Below are 19452 nucleotides of genomic sequence, written 5' to 3'. Positions count from 1 at the left end.
CTGCGTCCCTTCGGGGCGTCGGTCAGCGGGTGCGTTCCCACCAGACCCAGTCGAGGTCGGGCCGGCTGACGCGTCGCGTCTCCCGCCACTCGGACAGGTCGAACTCCGGGTAGTGGGCGTCGCCGTCGACGACGCGGTGCACCTCGGTCAGCACCTGGTGGGTGAGCGCCGGCATCGCAGCCGCGTAGATCTGGGTCCCTCCCGACACGATCGTGTCGCCGTCGTAGGTCGCCGCGAGCTCGAGCGCGTCGGGCACCGAGTGGACGACCTCGACCCCCTCCGCCCCCCAGTCGGGGCTGCGGGTGACCACGATCGTGCGTCGGCCCGGCAGCGGCCTGCCGATCGAGTCGAAGGTGAGCCGGCCCATCACCAGGGTGTGACCGAGCGTGAGGGACTTGAAGTGGGCGAAGTCGTCCGGGATGTGCCACGGGATCCGGCCGTGGTCGCCGATCACCCGGTTCTCGGCGTACGCCGCGACGGCGACGACCCGCCGGTCGGACGGGCTCATACGGCGATGGGTGCCTTGATGCCGGGGTGGGGGTCGTAGCCCTCGACACCGATGTGGTCGAGGTCGAAGGCGTCGATCTCCGTGACCGCGGGGTCGAGCACCAGCCGCGGCAGCGGTCGCGGCTCGCGCGTCAGCTGCAGCCGCGCCTGGTCGACGTGGTTGCTGTAGAGGTGGGCGTCGCCCAGCGTGTGCACGAAGTCGCCGACCTCGAGCCCCGTCACCTGCGCGACCATGTGGGTCAGCAGCGCGTAGGAGGCGATGTTGAAGGGCACGCCGAGGAAGACGTCGGCGCTGCGCTGGTAGAGCTGGCACGACAGCCGCCCCTGCGCGACGTAGAACTGGAAGAACGCGTGGCACGGCGCCAGCGCCATCTGCGGGATGTCCGCGACGTTCCAGGCGCTGACGATGTGGCGGCGGCTGTCGGGGTCTCGGCGGATCTGCTCGATCACCTGCTGGACCTGGTCGACGTGACGGCCGTCCGGCGCGGGCCACGAGCGCCACTGGTAGCCGTAGACGGGACCGAGGTCACCGTCGTCGTCGGCCCACTCGTCCCAGATGGTGATGCCGCGGTCCTGGAGCCACTTCACGTTGGTGTCGCCGCGCAGGAACCACAGCAGCTCGCCGAACACCGAGCGGGTGTGGATCTTCTTGGTGGTCACCAGCGGGAAGCCCTCGGTCAGGTCGAACCGCATCTGGTGGCCGAAGACCGAGGAGGTGCCGGTGCCGGTGCGGTCGCCCTTGTCGACACCCTCGTCGAGGACACGCTGGAGGAGGTCGAGGTACTGCTGCACGGCTGCAGCCTACGGCGTCAACGACACCTGGCCGTGGAGCACGGTCGTGGTGTCCCCGCCCACCCACACCTCGTCGCCCTCGCGTGCGACGTGGACCCGGCCCGTGCGGCCGATCGCGGTCCCCTGGGCGGCGACGTACGCCGTCGGCAGGACGGTGCCTGCCAGCCACATGCCGATGCCGGCGTTGAGGGAGCCGGTGACCGGGTCCTCCGGGATCCCCATCCCGGGGCAGAAGGCGCGCACCTCGCACGCGGTGTCGCCGCCCTCGCGCGGGCCCACCACACCGACGTCCATCCCGACCAGGGCCGACCAGTCCGGGTCGAGGGAGAGCACCGTCTCGGCGTCACGGAGCAGGACGGCCACCCAGCCGGGTCCGTTGTCGACCCAGGCGAGGTCGACGACGTCGTCGTCGGCGATGCGCAGCGCCCGCACGAGCCGGGCCCGGTCGTCGTCCGCGACCGCGCCGGAGCGCACCAGCGGGGGTGCGGCGAAGGCCAGGCGGGAGCCAGTACGCCGCACGGTCACCAGGCCCGCGCCGCACTCCTGCACCAGCCGGTCACCGCCGCGGGGCTCGCCACCGGCCTCCAGCCACGCGTGCGCCGAGCCGAGGGTGGGGTGCCCCGCGAAGGGCAGCTCCTCGGCGGGGGTGAAGATCCGCAGCCGGTAGTCCGCGTCCGGGCTGGTCGGCGGCAGCAGGAAGGTCGTCTCGCTCAGGTTGGTCCAGCGGGCGAAGTCCTGCAGCAGGTCGTCGTCGAGCCCGTCGGCGTCGTGCACCACGGCGACCGGGTTGCCGCCCAGCCGCTGGCCACCGAACACGTCCACCTGGCGGAAGTAGCGCACCCGTCGACCCTACTGCTGACGGCTGCTGCTCACCGGGCGATGATCGGCGGTTCCGGGAGGTCGCCGTCGACCTCGGCGATCTTCTCGCACGGGTCGGCGCGCAGCGGGTCGCAGTGGTAGATGCGGTACTCACCCTCCGAGGGCATCTGGAGGGTGTCCTGGTAGGTCTTGTCCTGCAGCTTGTGGAGCACCGCGAAGAGGAAGCTGCCGTCGTCGACGTACCCCCAGGAGACGGCGACGTCGCTGGGCGAGTACATCCGCTCGATCGGTTGACCCGTCATGACGTCGTAGACGACCATCTCGGCGAACTCGTCGCGGGCGAAGGCGTAGCGGCCGTCCCGGGTCAGGCTCCCCTCGACGGCGGGGACGAGCGTGCCGACGGAGAAGGCGCTCGACTTCACCAGCAGCCCCTCGGCGTGCCCGACCAGCCGGGACCCGCTCGCGGCGTCGACGAGCGTCCCGGCGATTCCGAAGGCCGCGTTGGTCTTCAGGGGTTCCCAGGCGAACACCGTGTCGTCGGCGTCGAAGTAGACGCGCCCGTCGTCGATCGCGATCGGCCGGTCGTCCCCCACGGGCTGGCCGTTGCCCGCGCCCGGGACGGCGAGGGAGCGACGGCCGATCTCGCGGGCCCGGGTGGTGTCGTGCACGACGAGCTCCGGGGTGCCGGTGCCGGGGTCGGCCCACCCGACCCACCCCGTCTCGGCCTCGGCAACCAGCGGCGAGTCCGGGACGGTGTCGCCGATCTGCTGCTGGACGCCGGCCTCGTCGACCATGACGACGTCACCGTCCTCGTCGCTCAGCACCACGCCGTCGGGCACGACCACCAGCCGGCGTACGCCGTCCAGGTCGACCTCCACCTCGGCCAGGTGGAGCACGCCGTCGGCGTACCAGGGCACCGGCAGCGGGTTGGTGGCGGGGCGGACCTCGCCCATCCCCTCCGGGCGGCCGGTCCACCAGACGACGGCCGCCAGGACCAGACCGAGGGCGGCGACGGTCCCGACGCCGCGTCGCCAGGCACGGCGGCGCCGGGCGCGGAGCCGGTCGCGCACGTCGTCGGCATGGACGGAGGCGACAGGCACCGCGCCGGCGGCGAACCGCACGTCTTCGGTGCTCGGTCCGTCCACCCGGGGGCGCTCGCCGAGGACGGCGGCCACCTGCTCGTCGGCGAGCTCGGCCAGGTCGCGGAGCACCAGCGCCGCCCGGTCCGCCGGTGGCATCGCGGCAAGCGCTGCCTCGACCTCGGCCCGGCGCTCGGCCTGCTCGGTGAGACCCGGCAGGACGTCGGCGTCCTCGCCGCGGACGGCCTCGCCGGTCGGCCAGCGTCGGCGCTCGTCGAAGGCCTCGCGGTAGAGGGCGACGTCGACGTCGTCCTCGCGGCGCAGCCGCTCCCACGCCGGGAGCACCCGCGCCAGGGCCTCGAGGGCGATCCGTTCGGCATCAGGCGGCGGATGGCCGAGGAAGACGAGCGCGCGGACCAGGTCCGGCCAGCGTGCCGTCACCCAGGCGGAGAACTCGGAGTCGTCGCGGGCCATGACGCGGGGTGTTCGGAGCCGTGGTCGGCCTCGATGGGTCAGGGATGCAGGGACATCGGCCCGTAGACGGAACGGTCGTGCTCGAAGAGCGTCACCCGGTCGACACCCTCCGCCGCCAGCTCCGACCAGATCTCGCCGACCCACGACTCGGCGTCGGCCTGGCTGGTGAACCGCTGCCCGGCGTACGCCTCGGGGACGTCGACCTCCTCGCCGGCGGCGTCCTCCAGACGCCACCACCAGGGCCGCTCCGCGGGCGACGGCGGCCGGAAGGTCGAGGGCTGCTCAGGGAGGTTCATCAGGCCTCCCGGACGCTGGTGTCGACGAACGGCGGTCGCGCCAGCTGGAAGATCTCGCGGCGGCCGCGGATGTCGACGCCGACCTCGGCGTCGGGATCGACCGACGTGGGGATCAGGGCCATGCCGATGCCCTTGCGCAGCGTCGGGCTGAAGGTGCCCGACGTGACGTCGCCCAGCGGCACGTCCTGCGTCAGCGTCACACTCATGCCCGGCCTGGGGATGCCGCGTCCGGTGGCGACGAGGCCGCGGAGCACGCGCTTGGGTCCCTCCTCCTTCTCCTTCAGCAGGACCTCCCTCCCCCAGAAGGCCTCCTTCTTCCAGCCGACCGCCCAGCCGAGACGGGCCTCGTTGGGGGTGACGTCGAGGGAGATGTCGTTGCCGTGCAGCGGGTAGCCCATCTCGGTGCGGAGGGTGTCGCGGGCGCCGAGACCGCACGGCAGCATCCCCAGGGGCTCGCCCGCCTCGAGCAGCCGGTCCCACAGCTCACCGGCGACGTCGTTGTGACAGATCAGCTCATACCCCCGCTCCCCCGTGTAGCCGGTGCGGCAGACGACGACGCCGGACCCGTTCCAGTCGGCCTCGACGAAGGACATGTAGTCGTGGCCGACCGGGAGGCCGACCGCCGAGAGCACCTCGTCGGACCTGGTGCCCTGGACCGCCATCACGGCGTACGTGGTGTGGTGGTCGAGCACCTGGACGTCGTCGGGGGCCTGGTCGCGCAGCCGGCGCAGCACCTCGGCGGTGTTGGCGGCGTTGGGGACCAGCAGCACGTGCTGGTCGTCCTGGTAGTAGGCGATGAGGTCGTCGACGATGCCGCCGGTCGCGTCGTCGCAGCAGAGCGTGTACTGCGCCTTGCCGGGCTGGATCTTGCCGAGGTCGTTGCTCAACGTGGCGTTGATCAGCTCGGCCGCCCCGGGACCGGTCACGAGGGCCTTGCCCAGGTGGCTGACGTCGAAGATCCCGACCGTCGACCGGACGGCGGAGTGCTCGGCCACGGTCCCCGAGGGGTACTCGAGCGGCATGGTCCACCCGCCGAAGTCGGCGAACTTGGCGCCCAGCGCGACGTGACGATCATGGAGCGGCGACTGCAACGGCACGGACTCACCCATGCTCCGACCCTAGCCCGGGCGCTCCCGCCCGGCCCGCGACAGGCCGGGGCGGGGCCGGTTGCCACCGGGCGGCCCGTGCGCGAGCCGCCGTGACTATCCTGCCCCGGTGACGACTTACCAGCTGCGTGCGACCAACCCTGCGAAGACCCGTGTCGATGCCCTCGTGGTCGGGGTGGTGAAGCACGAGGACGGCCCTCGCGTCGCCGCTGGCGGTGAGGCTGTCGAAAAGGCCTGGGGCCGCAAGTTCCGGCCGCTGCTGGCGAGCCTCGGCGTCACGGGCAAGGCCGGGGAGGTCCACAAGATCCCCACCAACGGGACCATCTCGTCCTCGCTGCTGGTGCTCGTCGGGCTCGGCGAGGACACCGACCAGGTCGCCGTACGTCGTGGCGCGGGTGTCGCCGCGCGCTCGGTGCCCAACGCTGCGTCGGTGGCGCTCGCCCTCCCGGCCGAGTCCCCCGAGCTGGTCCGGGCGGTGACCGAGGGGTTCCGGCTCGGCGGCTACACGTTCACCACCTACAAGCAGTCGAGTGACAGCTCCGCGCCGGGCACCGTGACCGTCCTCAGCGACGCTGCCCGGAAGTCGGAGGTGTCCGACGCCTTCGAGGCGGCCCAGGTGCTGGCCGACGCGGTCGCCACGACCCGCGACTGGGTCAACACCCCGCCCGGCGACCTGCGCCCGCCGGCGTTCGCGGAGGCCGTCGAGGAGGCCGCGCACGCCGTGGGCAAGGGCCGCGGCCGCACCAAGGTGAAGGTCACCGTCCACGACGAGAAGTCGCTGGCCGAGCTCGGCTGCGGCGGGATCCTCGGGGTGGGCGCCGGTTCGGACGCGCCGCCGCGACTGGTCGAGCTCAGCTATGCCCCCAAGAACGCCGAGGCCCACCTGGCGCTGGTCGGCAAGGGCGTGACGTTCGACTCCGGCGGGCTGTCCATCAAGCCCGCCCAGGGCATGCACGACATGAAGTCGGACATGGCCGGCGCCGCTGCCGTCGTGCAGGCGACCCTGGCCATCGCCGCGCTGCAGCTGCCCGTGCAGGTGAGCACCTTCGTGCCGATGGCCGAGAACATGGTCTCCGGCAGCGCGACGCGCCCCGGCGACGTGCTGCGGATGTACGGCGGCAAGACCGTCGAGGTGCTCAACACCGACGCCGAGGGCCGGCTGATCCTGGCCGACGCCCTGGTGCGGGCCACCGAGGCCAAGCCCGACGTGATCCTCGACGTCGCCACCCTGACCGGTCACATGGTGCTCGCCCTCGGCGACCGGGTCGGCGGCGTCATGGGTGCCGACGACGTGGTCGCGGGCGTGCTCGCGGCCGCCGAGGTCGCCGGCGAGTCGCACTGGGCGATGCCGCTGCCGGAGTCGATGACCGAGCGGGTGCGCGCCAGCAAGATCGCCGACCTGCTCCAGCACGACTGGAACCGGATGGGCGGCGGGCTCTACGCCGGGGCGTTCCTCCAGGAGTTCACCGAGGGCATGCCGTGGGCGCACCTCGACATCGCCGGCCCCTCGTTCCACTCCGGCTCGCCCTACGGTCACGTCACCGTCGGCGGCACCGGGTTCGCGGTCACCACCGTCGTGGAGTACGCCCGCAGCCTCGCCTCGGCCTAGCCCGGTCTCGCTGCCCGGCAGCGACGGTCCGGGTCACCCCGGTGACCCCCGTCGTCGGCGTGCCCGTCACCGGACAGGACCGTCACGCACTCCCCGGCGTCGAGCCTGCGGGTGCACAATGCCGCCATGCGTGCGGGGGGACACCTCGTCGGACGGGACGCCGAGCGTGGGCTGGTCGCATCGGTGCTGCACGGTGCGGCCCTCGGCGCGCCGTCGGCGCTGCTGGTGTGCGGGGAGCCCGGCATCGGCAAGACCACGCTGATCGCCGAGGCGACCGGGGAGCCCGGGACGCAGGATCAGCTGGTGCTGTGGGGGCGGTGCCTGCGATTCGGCGCGGACTCATCCCCGTTCCTGCCCTTCGGGCAGATCCTCACCCAGTGGCACCGGCAGGCCCCGGAGGACGTGCGTCGTCGCATCCTCACCGGCGCTGACCAGCTCGGCGGCATCGCTCCGGCGCTCGGGGCAGCCTCATCGGCAGACGACGCCCGCATCGTCACGCAGCTCACGGCCGTGCTCGACCGGATCGCTGCCGAGCGCCCGCTCGTGCTGGTCGTCGACGACCTGCAGTGGGCCGATGGCAGCTCCTTGGACCTGCTGGCCTACCTCGCAGCCGGGTTCACCACCGGGCAACGGCTGGCGGTGCTGGCGACCTACCGCGACACCGAGCTGGCTGAGGGCCACCGGCTGCACGGCTGGCTGGCCGACGTCCTCAGGCTCCCCTCGGTCTCCCGGGTCCACCTGGAGCGACTCGGCTACACCGACGTGCACGAGCTCGTGGCCGGCCTCAGCGGCGGCACCGCCACCGAGGACCTCGTGGCCGACGTCTTCCGTCGCGCGGCCGGAAACCCCTACTACACCGAGCTGCTCGCGGGTGAGCTCGGGGAGCCTGGACGCCCCGGCGGCACCGGGCTGCGCGAGGCGCTGCTCGGGTCCTGGCACCGGCTCGACGCCGGGGCGCGCGAGGTGCTGCAGCTGCTGGCGGTCGGCGGTCGACCTGTGTCCGTGGACGTCCTCCAACGACTGGCCGCCATCCACGACCCTGACCTCTCCGTCCCCGCGGCCCTCGCCAGGGCCGCCCACGCCGGTCTCGCGGCGGTGGCCGGCGACGGGGAGGCGTGGTTCCCGCACCCGCTCATCGCCGAGGTCGTGACCGAGACGGTGCAGCCGGGCACTCGCCGCCGCATCCACCAGCAGTACGTCGCCGTCCTCGAGGAGACCGACGGCGTGCCCCTCGCCTCCCGGGCAGCACACTTCGCACTGCACCACGCCGAGGCCGGCGACGTCGACGAGGCCTTCGCCTGGTCGCTCCGGGCCGCCGACGCCGCGGCCGCGGTCCGCGGGTACGCCGAGGCGGCCGACCACCTGCAACGCGCCTGCCACCTCTGGCCCGAGGCCTCCGCAGCAGCACGCTCGTCCGCGGGCAGCCGCTCCGAGCTCTGGCGCCGTGCCAGTGAGAGCGCGTGGAGCGCCGGCGAGCACGAGCTGGGGCTCCGGTTGCGTGAGGAGGCGCTGCAGCACCACGACGTCGACGTCGACCCCGTGGGTGCGCTGCGGCTACGCCTGCCGATGCTGCACTGGCGTGAGCTGTGCGGCACCCAGTCCGCGCCGCGGTTCGCCGATGCCGAGCGGTTGCTCGCCTTCGCCGAGCGCCGCTGCCCGGGCACGCCGGAGCACGCGGAGGCGTTGGCCCGCTGCGCATTCGCCGAGGTGTGGAACGACGAGCCCGAGGCCGCGCTCCGTCACAGCATGGAAGCCGTTCGGCTCGCTCGGCGCACCGGCTCCCCGTCCGCCCTGGCCTGGGCTCTCACCACCCGGTCGCAGGCCCAGCCCGACCAGGAGCGAGGACTCGCCGACGCACTCCAGGCGGTGACGCTCGCCGAGGAGCTGGGCGATCCCGAGCTGACGGGCGTCGCGGCCATCGCCGGCGGGAACTGCTACGAGCGCCTGGGGATGCGGCAGGAAGCAGCCGAGCTCCTGCTGACCTCCTTCCACCGTCTCCTCGCCACGTCCTCGGTGCACGACGCGATCTGGGCCTCGCCCGAGTTCGCGGCCGCCCTCCTCATCGACCTGGGGCGGTGGGACGAGGCCCGGGAGGTGGTGTGGCAGCTGCTGAGCCGGCGTCACCCCCGGGAGCACGGGGCCAACGTCCGGGGCGTCGCCGCCCTGCTCGCCTACCGCTCCGGCGACACGGAGGCAGGTCGTACCCACATGGTGCGGGCTCGCGAGCTGATGCCGGGTCGGTGGGCCCCCGGTGACCTGCTGGCCCTGGTGGAGGTGGAGGCGCTGGGGGCGGAGAGGAAGTACGCCGAGGCTCTGGACGTCGCCGGACACCTCATGCCGGACATGGCGGCCGTCGATCTCGGTGGCGCGGACGAGCTCCTCGTGTCCGCGGCCCGGGCGGCGGCCGACCTCGCCGAGCGCGACCGGCCGGCCGCCGTGGCCCAGCTCGAGCGTCTCGAGTCGCTCCGGGGCGCCGACGCCTTCGTCGCCCAGGGCAGGCGCGACCGGCTGCACCCGGCGCTGGGCTCCCTGTTCCGGGCGGAGCGGGCCCGTTGCACGGGTGACCGTGACGCTGCGGCGGCATGGGCGAGCGCGGCGGAGAGCTGCCAGGATGTCGGGCTGCCCTGGCACGCGGCCCACGCGTCGTACCACCTCGCACGCACCCTCCTGGCCTCGCCAGGGTCCCGCCGCGAAGCCACGGCCGCCCTGCGCCGCGCGTGGATGCTCTCCCGAGGCATGGGGGCGGCCCCACTGGTACGCGCGGCCGAGTCGCTGGCCGCCCAGGTACACCTCACGCTGGCGGAGCCGTCCGCGAACCCGCCCTCGTCCCCCGGACTCCCGGAGCTGACCCCGCGGGAGCGCGAGGTGCTCGCCCACGTGGTGGCGGGGCGCACCTACGCCGAGATCGCGAAGGAGCTCTTCATCAGCGAGAAGACCGTGAGCGTCCACGTGTCCAACCTGCTGCGCAAGACCGGCACCTCCAGCCGGGTCGAGCTCGCGGAGATGGCACGCCGCGGCTGACCGCGAGCGTGGCAGCGGGGTCGGCCCGCCGGCCGACCCCGCTGGTCCCCTCACGCCGGGTGCGGGGCGTGGTGCCCGAACCGCCGCACCGAGACCGCCGCGGCTCCCGCGACGGCCATGCCAGCCAGGGCGCCGAGGCCGATCTGCAGGTACTCGAGGGCGTTGTCGTCGATCGGGACCTCACGGACCTGCGTCGTGGTGGCCCCACCGCCGCCGGTGCTCCCCGGCACCCCCCAGTCGGGCTCGGCGGACGCGGGGACGGCGGTGGCGATCGACAGCACCGCCGTGACGGCGGTCGTCGAGAAGATCCTGCGGGCTGTGGTGTTCATGGTGATCGGTCCTTTCCGGACTCGTCGGTGGCTGACCACACCACTGTCGGCCCGGACCGGATGGCCCCACATCGGGCGAGACCCCTCAGACCCGGGCCCGACACCCCTCAGATCCGCGGGGTGGACGTCCTACGCGTCGCCGGCCTTCCGCCGTCGGTTGTAGTCGCGCATCCGCTGCGGGACGCCGACCACGGCGGCGTCGTAGGACGGCACCTGGTGGCGGTTGGCGAACTGGTGGGCCCACTGCACCGACGGGACGCGTCGCCGGGTCCACTCGCCGTCGTGGGCGACCAGCAGCAGGGTCACGTCGCTGACCGCCGTCCGCGGCTCGACGAAGCCCTCCACGCCGCGCCGGCTCGTCACGAACGCGGTCAGGTGCTCCTCATCGGCCTTGACGGAGGCACGCACGGTCGTCGACCCGGTGCGGGCGGCGTCACGGGCGGGGCGCCGCATCCGCGGCGCGCGACGGAAGCGGTCGAACAGGCCCATGCCACCCAGTGTGCCGGGTCAGCCGACGGGGTGGTGTCGACCCACTCGCAAAGAGTGCAAAGATGGGCCCGGGCTGCGAGGGCGCGCCCGGTGATCCGAAGGGAGCAAGGTGGCTGACGCCGACTTCGACGTACTCGTTCTCGGGGCTGGGTCAGGGGGTTACGCGTGCGCCCTGCGCGCCGCACAGCTCGGGCTCTCGGTGGCCCTGGTCGAGAAAGACCGCCTCGGTGGCACCTGCCTCCACGTCGGCTGCATCCCCACCAAGGCCCTCCTCCACGCGGCCGAGGTCGCCGACCACGCCCGCGACGCCGGCAAGGTCGGCGTGCAGGCGAGCCTCGACGGCATCGACATGCCCGGGGTGAACGCCTACAAGGACGGTGTGGTCAGCCGGCTCTTCAAGGGACTCACCGGCCTGGTCAAGAGCCGCGGCATCACCGTCATCGAGGGCGAGGGGCGGCTCACCGGCCCGCGCGAGGTGACCGTCGACGGCACCGCCCACACCGCCCGGCACGTCGTGCTGGCCTCCGGCTCCTACAGCCGGACCCTGCCCGGCCTCGAGGTCGACGGCGAGCGCGTCATCACCTCGGAGCAGGCTCTGACGCTCGACCGCGTCCCGGCCTCGGTCGTGGTGCTCGGCGGCGGCGTGATCGGCTGCGAGTTCGCCAGCGTGTGGCGCAGCTTCGGGGCCGAGGTGACGATCGTCGAGGCACTGCCCCGGCTGGTGGCGGCCGAGGACGAGGCCTGCGGCAAGGCGCTCGAGCGGGCCTTCCGCAAGCGCGGCATCGGCTTCCGGACCGGAACTCCTTTCCAGAGCGTCAAGACCAGTGACACCGGAGTGGCCGTCACGGTCGAGGGTGGCGACGTCATCGAGGCCGAGCTGCTGCTGGTGGCCGTCGGCCGCGGCCCGGTGACCGACGGTCTCGGGTACGAGGAGCAGGGCATCACCCTTGAGCGTGGCTTTGTGGTCACCGACGAGCGGTGCCGTACCGGCGTCGAGGGCGTCTACGCCGTCGGCGACATCGTCCCGGGGCTGCAGCTGGCCCACCGGGGCTTCCAGCAGGGGATCTTCGTGGCCGAGGACATCGCCGGGCTCGACCCGCAGCGTATCGACGAGACCGCCATCCCCCGCGTCACCTACTCCCACCCCGAGGTCGCCTCCGTCGGCCTCACCGAGGCCGCGGCGGTCGAACGCTACGGCGCCGACGAGGTGGAGGCCCTGAGCTACGACCTGGGCGGCAACGGCAAGAGCCAGATCCTCCAGACCCAGGGCTTCGTCAAGCTGGTCCGCCAGAAGGACGGGCCCGTCGTCGGTGTCCACCTGGTCGGCGACCGGGTCGGCGAGCTGATCGGCGAGGCGCAGCTGATCTACGGCTGGGAGGCCCACGCCGAGGACGTCGCGCCCCTCGTCCACGCGCACCCCACCCAGAACGAAGCCCTCGGTGAGGCCCACCTGGCACTCGCCGGCAAGCCGCTCCACGCACACGCCTGACCACCCATCCGCAGCCGCTAGCGAAGGAAGAGCATTGGCCACCGAAGTCACCCTCCCCGCACTCGGCGAGTCCGTCACCGAGGGAACCGTCACCCGCTGGCTCAAGCAGGTCGGCGACACCATCTCGGTCGACGAGCCGCTGCTCGAGGTCTCCACTGACAAGGTCGACACCGAGATCCCCTCCCCCGTCGCCGGCACGCTGCTGGAGATCAAGGCGGACGAGGACGACACGATCGAGGTCGGTGCGGTGCTCGCCCTGGTGGGCGACGAGGGCGAGTCCGCGGGCGGGGACTCCGGCGAGGACCAGTCGTCCGGCGAGGAGTCGGGTGACGACTCCGGCGACGACTCGGGGGACGACTCCGGTCAGGCGGACGGCGACTCCGGCGAGCAGTCCGGCGAGAGCGGCGGCGGCCAGGACGTCGAGCAGCAGCAGGCCGAGGAGCAGGCCGAGCAGGAGGACGGCGGCGCCCCCTCCCAGCAGGACTCCGGCGGCGAGCAGCAGTCCGGTGGGTCCGGCGGCGGCGACAGCACCCCGGTGACCCTGCCGGCGCTCGGCGAGTCCGTCACCGAGGGCACCATCACCCGGTGGCTGAAGCAGGTCGGCGACGAGGTGGCCGTCGACGAGCCGCTGCTCGAGGTCTCCACCGACAAGGTCGACACCGAGATCCCCTCCCCGGTCGCCGGCACGCTGCTGGAGATCAAGGCCGAGGAGGACGAGACCGTCGAGGTCGGTGCCGAGCTGGCGCTGATCGGCTCGGGCGACGCCAAGCCCTCCGGTGGAGGTGAGCAGAAGTCCGAGCCCGAGCAGGAGCCTGAGCCCGAGCAGGAGCCTGAGCCCGAGCAGAAGTCGGAGCCCGAGCCCGAGAAGGAGCCGGAGCAGGAGCCCGAGCCGGCTGCCGAGTCCGAGCCCCAACAGCAGGCACCGGCCCAGCAGGAGAAGGACCGCAACGAGCCGGCGACGTACGTGACGCCGCTGGTGCGCAAGATGGCCGCGCAGCACGACGTCGACCTCTCACAGGTGGAGGGCACCGGCGTCGGCGGGCGCATCCGCAAGCAGGACGTCCTCGACGCGGCCGAGGCGAAGAAGCAGCCCGAGGAGGCGCCCGCCTCCGAGCCGGCCGCCGAGAAGCCCCAGCACGGCGCCCCCGCCGTCGCCCCGAGCCCGCTGCGTGGCAAGACCGAGAAGATGTCGCGCCTGCGCAAGGTGATCGCCCAGCGCATGGTCGAGTCGCTGCAGGTCAGCGCCCAGCTGACGACGGTGGTCGAGGTCGACGTCACGAGCATCTCGCGGCTGCGCGACCAGGTGAAGGCCGACTTCGCGACCCGCGAGGGCGTGAAGCTGTCGTTCATGCCGTTCTTCGCCAAGGCGGCGATCGACGCGCTCAAGCAGCACCCGTCGCTCAACGCGGCCATCGACACCGAGGCCGGCGAGGTCACCTACTACGACCGCGAGAACCTCGCGATCGCCGTGGACACCGAGAAGGGCCTGCTCACGCCGGTCATCAAGGACGCCGGCGACCTCTCGATCGCCGGGCTGGCGCGCAAGATCGCCGACGTCGCCGAGCGCACCCGCGACAACAAGATCACCCCCGACGAGCTCTCGGGCGGGACCTTCACGCTGACCAACACCGGCAGCCGTGGGGCACTCTTCGACACGCCGATCATCAACCAGCCGCAGGTCGCGATCCTCGGCACCGGCTCCGTGGTCAAGCGCCCCGTGGTGATCGACGACCCCAACCTCGGCGAGACGATCGCGGTCCGGCAGATGGTCTACCTGGCACTGACCTACGACCACCGGCTGGTGGACGGCGCCGACGCCGCGCGGTTCCTCACCGAGGTCAAGGACCGTCTCGAGAACGGCACCTTCGACGTCTGAGCCCAGTCGACGCCCCGAGCGAAGCGAGGGGCGTCGACGCGGGGCGAAGAGGTTGAGGAGGGCGGGGCAGTCCCGAGCGCAGCGAGGGACTGCCCACCGCCCGTCTCGAAACCGCGACAGCCGGTGCCGGGGCCGAGCCACGCCTCGACCTCCGACCACGCCGGTCGAGCCTGTCGAGACCACGAGAGCCCCGGTTCGCGTGCGCCTGCCGGGGTTTCGTGGCTCGTCGCTGGCGCTCCTCGCACCTCAACCTCCGACCACGCCGGTCGAGCGTGTCGAGACCGCCGATCCCACGCCGGTCGAGCCTGTCGAGACCACCGCTGCCGCTTCCCGTCGCTGGTTAGATGGCCAGCATGCAGATCCTGATGGCCGGCTCCTCCGGCTTCATGGGCCAGGCCCTGACCACGCGGCTCCGCTCGGCGGGCCACGACGTCGTCCGGCTCGTACGCCGGGTGCCGGAGGCCTCCGACGAGCGGCAGTGGGATCCGGCGGCCGGTGAGCTCGACGCCGGGCTGGTCGCGGACGCCGACGTGGTGGTCAACCTGTGCGGGTCGCCGCTGCTCGGCATCCCCTACCTGCCCAGCCACCACCGCCGCCTCTACGAGAGCCGGATCGGCCCCACCCGGCTGCTGGCCGACGCGATCGCCGCTGCCGGCAGCCCGCCCGCACTCGTGAACGCCGGGGGCTGCTCGCACTACGGCGACCACGGCTCGGAGGTGGTGATCGAGTCCTCGGAGCTGCGCGGCGGCGACGCCCCGCTCGAGCGGGTGGCTCGCGACTGGGAGACCGCCACGAAGCCAGCCGGTGAGGCCGGCGCCCGGGTGTGCATCCTGCGCACCGCGCCCGTGATGTCGCGCGGCAGCCAGGCGATGAAGCTGCTGACCCCGATGTTCCGGTTCGGGCTGGGCGCCCGCCTCAGCTCGGGCGACCAGTTCTTCCCCGTCCTCTCGCAGCAGGACTGGCTCGGCGCGGCCATGCTGCTCGTCACCAGCGACACCGCGTCCGGTCCCTTCAACGTGTGCACCCCGGTGACGCCGACCAACGCCGAGTTCACCGAGGCACTCGCCGACGCGGTGAACCGCAAGGCGTTCCTCGCGGTGCCGTCGCCGGTGCTCCGTCTCGGGGCGGGGCCGATGGCGGTCGAGCTGTTGCGTTCGCTCAACCTGCACCCGGCGGCGCTGCTGGCCGAGGGCTACGAGTTCTCCGACCCGGACGTGGACGCGGTGCTGGCCGGCCAGGTCTGATCGGACACGCGCTCCACCCGCCATCGGCCACCGGACCGCACCAGCACGAGGTGGCGTCGCGACCACCGGTCGCGCGGCAGCTCGGTGCGGCCGTGGCGCCCCACCACGGTGGCACCCACGAGCCGGTCGGTCACGACGACCTCGACCCGTCGCGGCGCGGCCGAGACCACCTCGACCTCGGCCACCTGCATCCGCATCCCCGCCACGCGCAGCCCCCGCCCGGCGTACGCCGCCAGCAGCCGACGGTCGGCCCGACCCGCGTCGGCGCCGGGTGTGTAGAGGTCGGCGAGCGCCGCCGGGTCGCCCGCGCGCCAGGCGGCCGCGCGGGCGCGGTCCCACCCGCGGAGCACCGCGAGGGCCACGGTGCGGTCATTGGCCCGGGCCGCGGCGCGGTCGTCGCCCAGGACCGGCGACGACGTCCGGCCACCGGGGTCGCCGGTGTCGGCCCTGTCGGGCTGGTCGGGCAGCGCGAAGGGCACCACCAGCAGGCAGGCCAGCCCCGACACGACGACGGGGATCAGCATGCGGGTGGGGGCCACCCCGCCTTCCTACCCCGTTCCAACCGGTCTCCGCCGGCTTCCTCCACAGGGGTACGCTGCCGGCGTGGAGCAGGCAGTGGCGGACTTCAGGATCGCGGGCCTCGGCGAGGACGCGGTCGACTACCTCGCGGCCTGGGACCTGCAGCGTGAGGTCCACGCGGAGGTCGCCGCAGATGGCCGAGACACCGTGCTGCTGCTGGAGCACCCGCCGGTGTTCACCTGCGGCAAGCGCACCGACCCCCACGAGCGGCCGCTCGACTCCGGCGGCGCCCCCGTCATCGACGTCGACCGGGGCGGCAAGATCACCTTCCACGGGCCCGGCCAGCTGGTCGGCTACCCCATCGTCACCCTGCCCGACCACGTCAAGGTCGTCGACTACGTCCGCCGGGTGGAGGAGGCCCTGATCCGGGTCTGCGCCGAGCTGGGTGTGGACACCGCCCGGGTGCCGGGCCGCAGCGGGGTGTGGCTGCAGGCGGACGACCGCGGACCGGAGCGCAAGATCGCCGCCATCGGCATCCGGGTCAGCCGCGGCGTCACCATGCACGGCTTCGCCCTCAACTGCGACGTCGACCTGGGGTGGTACGACCGGTTCGTGCCGTGCGGCATCGCCGACGCCGGCGTCACCTCGCTCTCCCAGGAGCTGGGTCGCGACGTCACCGTCACCGACGTGGTCCCGCTGGTGGAGCGACACCTGTCGGCGTTCCTCGCGTGGCAGCCCTACGACGCCACCCCCGACTACGACCCGCGGCCGGAGCCCGGCCGCGGGTCGCACATCCCCCTGGTGACGCCAGCCGGTCGCGGCTAGGGCGTGATGTTGTGGTTGAGCCGGAACACGTTGTCCGGGTCCCACTCCCGCTTGACCGCGACCAGGCGGTCCCAGCCGGCCCCGAAGCCGGCCCGCACCCGGTCCTGGCCCTCGTCGGAGATGAAGTTCAGGTAGACGTCGCCGGTGGCCCACGGCCTCACCGCTGACCGCACCGACCTCGTCCACTCCCGCGCCCGGTCGTCGTCGGCCGGGTCGGTCCAGAGCGCGAACGGGTGGACCACCCACGGCGCGGTGCGCCACGGGATGGGGTGGTCGGTCCCGGCACGGGCGGCTGCCCCACCGGCCGGGAAGAGCACGTGCTGCGAGGCCGACGGCACGATCAGGCCCTCGCGGGCGGCGTGGAACGCGGCGACCGCCTCGTCGGGCATGCTGCCCAGGTGCTCGGCGGACCAGTAGTTCCGGAGGCCGGGCGGGTCGTCGAGCATCGAGTTGAGGTCGGCGTACGGCAGCTCCATCACCGCGTGGCCGTCGGGCTGGAGCGCCAGGAACGGCGCGAGGTGGGGCGCAGCCTGCTCCTCGGTGCCGGTGAAGGTCACCAGCACGAGCGTCGCGAGCCGCCCCACCAGGTGGGCCGGCACGAACTCCTCCTCGGGGCCGGTGGCATAGAGGACGCCGCCACCGAGCTCGTCGGGCCCCTCCTCGAGGGCGTCGCGGAAGGTGCGGACGACCTCCTCGCCCCGCTCGGGGTCGAAGACCAGCAGTGCCGCGGTCATCACGGGGAGCTCGTGGAGCCGGAAGGTCAGCGAGGTCGCCACGCCGAAGTTGCCACCGCCGCCGTGGAGCGCCCAGAACAGCTCCGGGTTCTCCTCGTCGCTGGCGGTCACCAGCTCGCCCTCGGCGGTCACCAGCTCGACGGCGAGCAGGTTGTCGCAGGCCAGGCCGAACTTGCGGTCGAGCCAGCCGGTGCCGCCGCCCAGCGTGAAGCCACCGACGCCGGTGGTCGACACCCGGCCACCCGTGGTGGCCAGGCCGTGGGGCTGGGTCGCCCGGTCGAGGTGGCTCATGGTCGCGCCCCCGCTGACACGGGCGGTGCGGGTGACGGGGTCGACGGTGACGTCGTGCATCCGCCGCAGGTCGACCACCAGGCCGCCGTCGGTCAGTGACGTCCCGGCCACGGAGTGGCCACCGCCACGGACGGCGATCTGCAAGTCGCGCTCGCGGGCGTGCCGGATCGCGGTCGCCACGTCGGCCGGGGTCTCGCACTGGGCGATGATCCCGGGCCGCTTGTCGATCATGGCGTTGTAGACGGTGCGGGCCTCGTCGTAGTCGCTGTGGGCGGGAGTGATCCACCGCCCGGTGAGCTCGTCGGTTAGTGCAGTCATGCCGCTGACGCTAGGAACCGCCGGGGGTGCGCGACTTCGCTCGTACCGGCCATCTTCGGCTGTGCCGTCGACTGGCCCGTCCGGGCCATGGGCGCGCTAGAGCAGGCCGTGGCCGGCGGCCTTGGCGACCGCGGCGGCCCGGGTCGCGACGTCGAGCTTGGTCAGCACGTTGGCGACGTGGCGGTGCACGGTGTGCTCGCTGAGGTGGAGCCGTTCGGCGATCGCTGCGTTGCTCAGCCCCTCCGCGACCAGCCGCAGCACGTCGGCCTCCCGGGGGGTGATCAGGCGCTCGGAGGCCGGTACGTCGGTCTCCCCCGTCGCCCGCTGCAGCAGGGCCTGCGCCTGGCCGGCCCCGAAGGCGGCGCCGGCCCGTTCGTAGTGGGAGACGGCGTCCTCGGCGGCCCGGCGGGCGCCGGCCCGGTCGCCGGCCGCCAGCAGCACCGCAGCCTCCGCGTGGTGGGCGGCCGCGACCATGGTGCCCCCGCGCAGCGTCGCCACGGTCTCGCGCAGCTCCTGCAGCGGTGCCTGGGCACCGGAGACGTCACCCGCGGCGGCGCTCGCGTGCACCAGCAGCTCGAGGCCCCGGAACCGGCCGATCCGGTCGCCCGGCGCGTGCTGGCGCAGGTAGCGCTCGGCGGCGTGCTGCGCCTCGTCGGGGCGCCCCTCGTCGAGCGCGATCGCGCCCAGCCCCAGGACCGACAGCGCATGTCCCTCGCCGCGGGCGAAGAGCTCGGTCGCCTCCTCCATCCGGCCCTGCCGGCGGCGCAGCTCACCCAGCCGGACCAGCGGGCCGGCCACCATCGGGGGACGCTTGTCGGCCAGGACGTCGACGGCGGTCAGCATCTCCTGCTCGGCGCGCTCCCACTCCCCCTGCTCGACGAGCACACCGGCGTACTCGGTGCGGCAGACCTGCTGCAGCGCGTGGAAGCCGGCGCGCTCGCAGTGCTCGTCGAGCTTGGCGCACCACTCGCCCGCCCGGCCGACGTCGCGCACCTCGTGGCAGGCGGTGATGAGGTAGCAGCAGGCATACCCGGCGTACGCCGGGTCGGCGATCTCGCCGGCGGTCGCGGCGACCGCGGTCGCCTCGAGGAGCTGCATCCCGGCGTCGACCTCCCCGCGCAGCAGCCGCACCAGTCCCTGCTGGGCGAGGGCCAGCAGCTCGATGTCGTTGTCCTCGAGCGTGCGTCCGATCGCGGCGGCCCGCGTCGCCTGCTCGTCGGCCGTGACCAGGTCAGCGCCGTCCAGGGCGAAGTCGGCCTCCCACAGCGCCAGGTGCCCGTGCTCGGCCGACACCGGCTGGCCGTCGAGCGAACGGGCCGCCAGCCGGAGCCACCCGCGGGCCACCGACTCCTCGCCGCGGAAGGTGAGGTGGTCCCAGGCGAGGGCGGTCGCCACCCGCGCCGCGCCGTAGGGGTCGCGGGCGGCGCGGTAGGCGTTGTAGGCGCGTTCGCGGACCGCGATGGTGTCGGGGCGGTCGGTCCAGAAGCAGGCCGTGCCGAGTGCCTCGAGCACCGCTCCGCTCGGGTCCTCGACGGCGGCGGCGTCGAGCAGGTCGGCGGCCTCGTGCCAGCGTCGGGCGTCGAGGGCCGCCCGCCCGGCGTCGTACGCCGTCCGGTCACCGACCTCTGCTGCCAT

The 19452-nt window shown here is 73.4% G+C and carries 17 protein-coding genes; 6 read left to right on the top strand and 11 right to left on the bottom strand.

Going from position 1 to position 19452, the window contains the following annotated elements:
• Nucleotides 1-22: 22 nt before the first annotated feature.
• From K6T13_RS06980 to gcvT, 6 genes are read right to left on the bottom strand one after another with little or no spacing between them, the layout of a single operon-like run.
• A complete protein-coding gene (locus K6T13_RS06980; protein WP_222897777.1) occupies nt 23-508 on the bottom strand; it encodes a dihydrofolate reductase in 486 nt (161 codons plus the stop codon).
• On the bottom strand, nt 505-1299 hold the full coding sequence (locus K6T13_RS06975) for a thymidylate synthase (RefSeq protein WP_222897776.1): 795 nt from the start codon (nt 1297-1299) through the stop codon (nt 505-507). The genes K6T13_RS06980 and K6T13_RS06975 overlap by 4 nt, the downstream gene beginning before the upstream one ends.
• Before the next feature lie 9 nt (nt 1300-1308).
• A complete protein-coding gene (locus K6T13_RS06970) occupies nt 1309-2139 on the bottom strand; it encodes a PhzF family phenazine biosynthesis protein (RefSeq protein ID WP_222897775.1) in 831 nt (276 codons plus the stop codon).
• 29 nt (nt 2140-2168) lie between these two features.
• Entirely contained in the window at nt 2169-3671 is a 1503-nt protein-coding gene (locus tag K6T13_RS06965) for a SigE family RNA polymerase sigma factor (protein WP_222897774.1), read from the bottom strand.
• Between the two features lie 38 nt (nt 3672-3709).
• Nucleotides 3710-3967, bottom strand: coding sequence for a hypothetical protein (locus tag K6T13_RS06960; RefSeq protein WP_222897773.1), 258 nt, complete (start codon nt 3965-3967; stop codon nt 3710-3712).
• A complete protein-coding gene (gcvT, locus tag K6T13_RS06955; RefSeq protein ID WP_222897772.1) occupies nt 3967-5076 on the bottom strand; it encodes a glycine cleavage system aminomethyltransferase GcvT in 1110 nt (369 codons plus the stop codon). Before gcvT ends, K6T13_RS06960 begins: the two co-directional genes overlap by 1 nt.
• A gap of 106 nt (nt 5077-5182) precedes the next feature.
• Between gcvT and K6T13_RS06950 the strand changes: the two genes are divergently transcribed.
• Together K6T13_RS06950 and K6T13_RS17585 are read left to right on the top strand one after the other, a co-directional pair.
• Nucleotides 5183-6682, top strand: a complete 1500-nt coding sequence (locus tag K6T13_RS06950) for a leucyl aminopeptidase (RefSeq protein ID WP_222897771.1) — start codon at nt 5183-5185, stop codon at nt 6680-6682.
• 126 nt (nt 6683-6808) lie between these two features.
• Nucleotides 6809-9703 carry a helix-turn-helix transcriptional regulator gene (locus K6T13_RS17585; RefSeq protein WP_222897770.1) on the top strand — a complete coding sequence of 965 codons (2895 nt, stop codon included), beginning with the start codon at nt 6809-6811 and terminating at the stop codon, nt 9701-9703.
• A gap of 50 nt (nt 9704-9753) precedes the next feature.
• Here K6T13_RS17585 and K6T13_RS06940 read toward each other — a convergent pair whose 3' ends face one another.
• On the bottom strand, nt 9754-10032 hold the full coding sequence (locus tag K6T13_RS06940) for a hypothetical protein (protein ID WP_222897769.1): 279 nt from the start codon (nt 10030-10032) through the stop codon (nt 9754-9756).
• Between the two features lie 129 nt (nt 10033-10161).
• Complete coding sequence (locus tag K6T13_RS06935) at nt 10162-10521, bottom strand: hypothetical protein (RefSeq protein WP_249423979.1); 360 nt, start codon at nt 10519-10521, stop codon at nt 10162-10164.
• Between the two features lie 109 nt (nt 10522-10630).
• Between K6T13_RS06935 and lpdA the strand changes: the two genes are divergently transcribed.
• The 3 genes from lpdA to K6T13_RS06920 all read left to right on the top strand — a co-directional run bounded on the left by lpdA (nt 10631) and on the right by K6T13_RS06920 (nt 15130).
• Nucleotides 10631-12010, top strand: a complete 1380-nt coding sequence (gene lpdA, locus K6T13_RS06930) for a dihydrolipoyl dehydrogenase (protein ID WP_222897768.1) — start codon at nt 10631-10633, stop codon at nt 12008-12010.
• 34 nt (nt 12011-12044) lie between these two features.
• Entirely contained in the window at nt 12045-13886 is a 1842-nt protein-coding gene (gene sucB, locus K6T13_RS06925; protein ID WP_222897767.1) for a 2-oxoglutarate dehydrogenase, E2 component, dihydrolipoamide succinyltransferase, read from the top strand.
• 353 nt (nt 13887-14239) lie between these two features.
• Nucleotides 14240-15130 carry a TIGR01777 family oxidoreductase gene (locus K6T13_RS06920; RefSeq protein WP_222897766.1) on the top strand — a complete coding sequence of 297 codons (891 nt, stop codon included), beginning with the start codon at nt 14240-14242 and terminating at the stop codon, nt 15128-15130.
• Here K6T13_RS06920 and K6T13_RS06915 read toward each other — a convergent pair.
• A complete protein-coding gene (locus K6T13_RS06915) occupies nt 15079-15669 on the bottom strand; it encodes a hypothetical protein (protein ID WP_222897765.1) in 591 nt (196 codons plus the stop codon). The two genes, K6T13_RS06920 and K6T13_RS06915, sit on opposite strands and share 52 nt — an antisense overlap.
• A 64-nt stretch (nt 15670-15733) precedes the next feature.
• Here K6T13_RS06915 and lipB point away from each other — a divergent pair, with 64 nt between their 5' ends.
• Nucleotides 15734-16474: a lipoyl(octanoyl) transferase LipB gene (gene lipB / locus K6T13_RS06910; protein ID WP_249423978.1), complete on the top strand. Its 741-nt coding sequence runs from the start codon at nt 15734-15736 to the stop codon at nt 16472-16474.
• Here lipB and K6T13_RS06905 read toward each other — a convergent pair.
• Both K6T13_RS06905 and K6T13_RS17410 read right to left on the bottom strand, forming a co-directional pair.
• A complete protein-coding gene (locus tag K6T13_RS06905) occupies nt 16471-17817 on the bottom strand; it encodes an FAD-binding oxidoreductase (protein WP_222897763.1) in 1347 nt (448 codons plus the stop codon). The genes lipB and K6T13_RS06905 overlap by 4 nt on opposite strands.
• 96 nt (nt 17818-17913) lie before the next feature.
• Nucleotides 17914-19452, bottom strand: coding sequence for a LuxR C-terminal-related transcriptional regulator (locus tag K6T13_RS17410; RefSeq protein WP_249423977.1), 1539 nt, complete (start codon nt 19450-19452; stop codon nt 17914-17916).

The organism is Nocardioides coralli (assembly GCF_019880385.1).
Lineage (GTDB): Bacteria > Actinomycetota > Actinomycetes > Propionibacteriales > Nocardioidaceae > Nocardioides > Nocardioides coralli.
The sequence above is the reverse complement of the archived record's forward strand: the minus strand, read 5'-3'. Positions and strand labels throughout refer to the sequence as shown.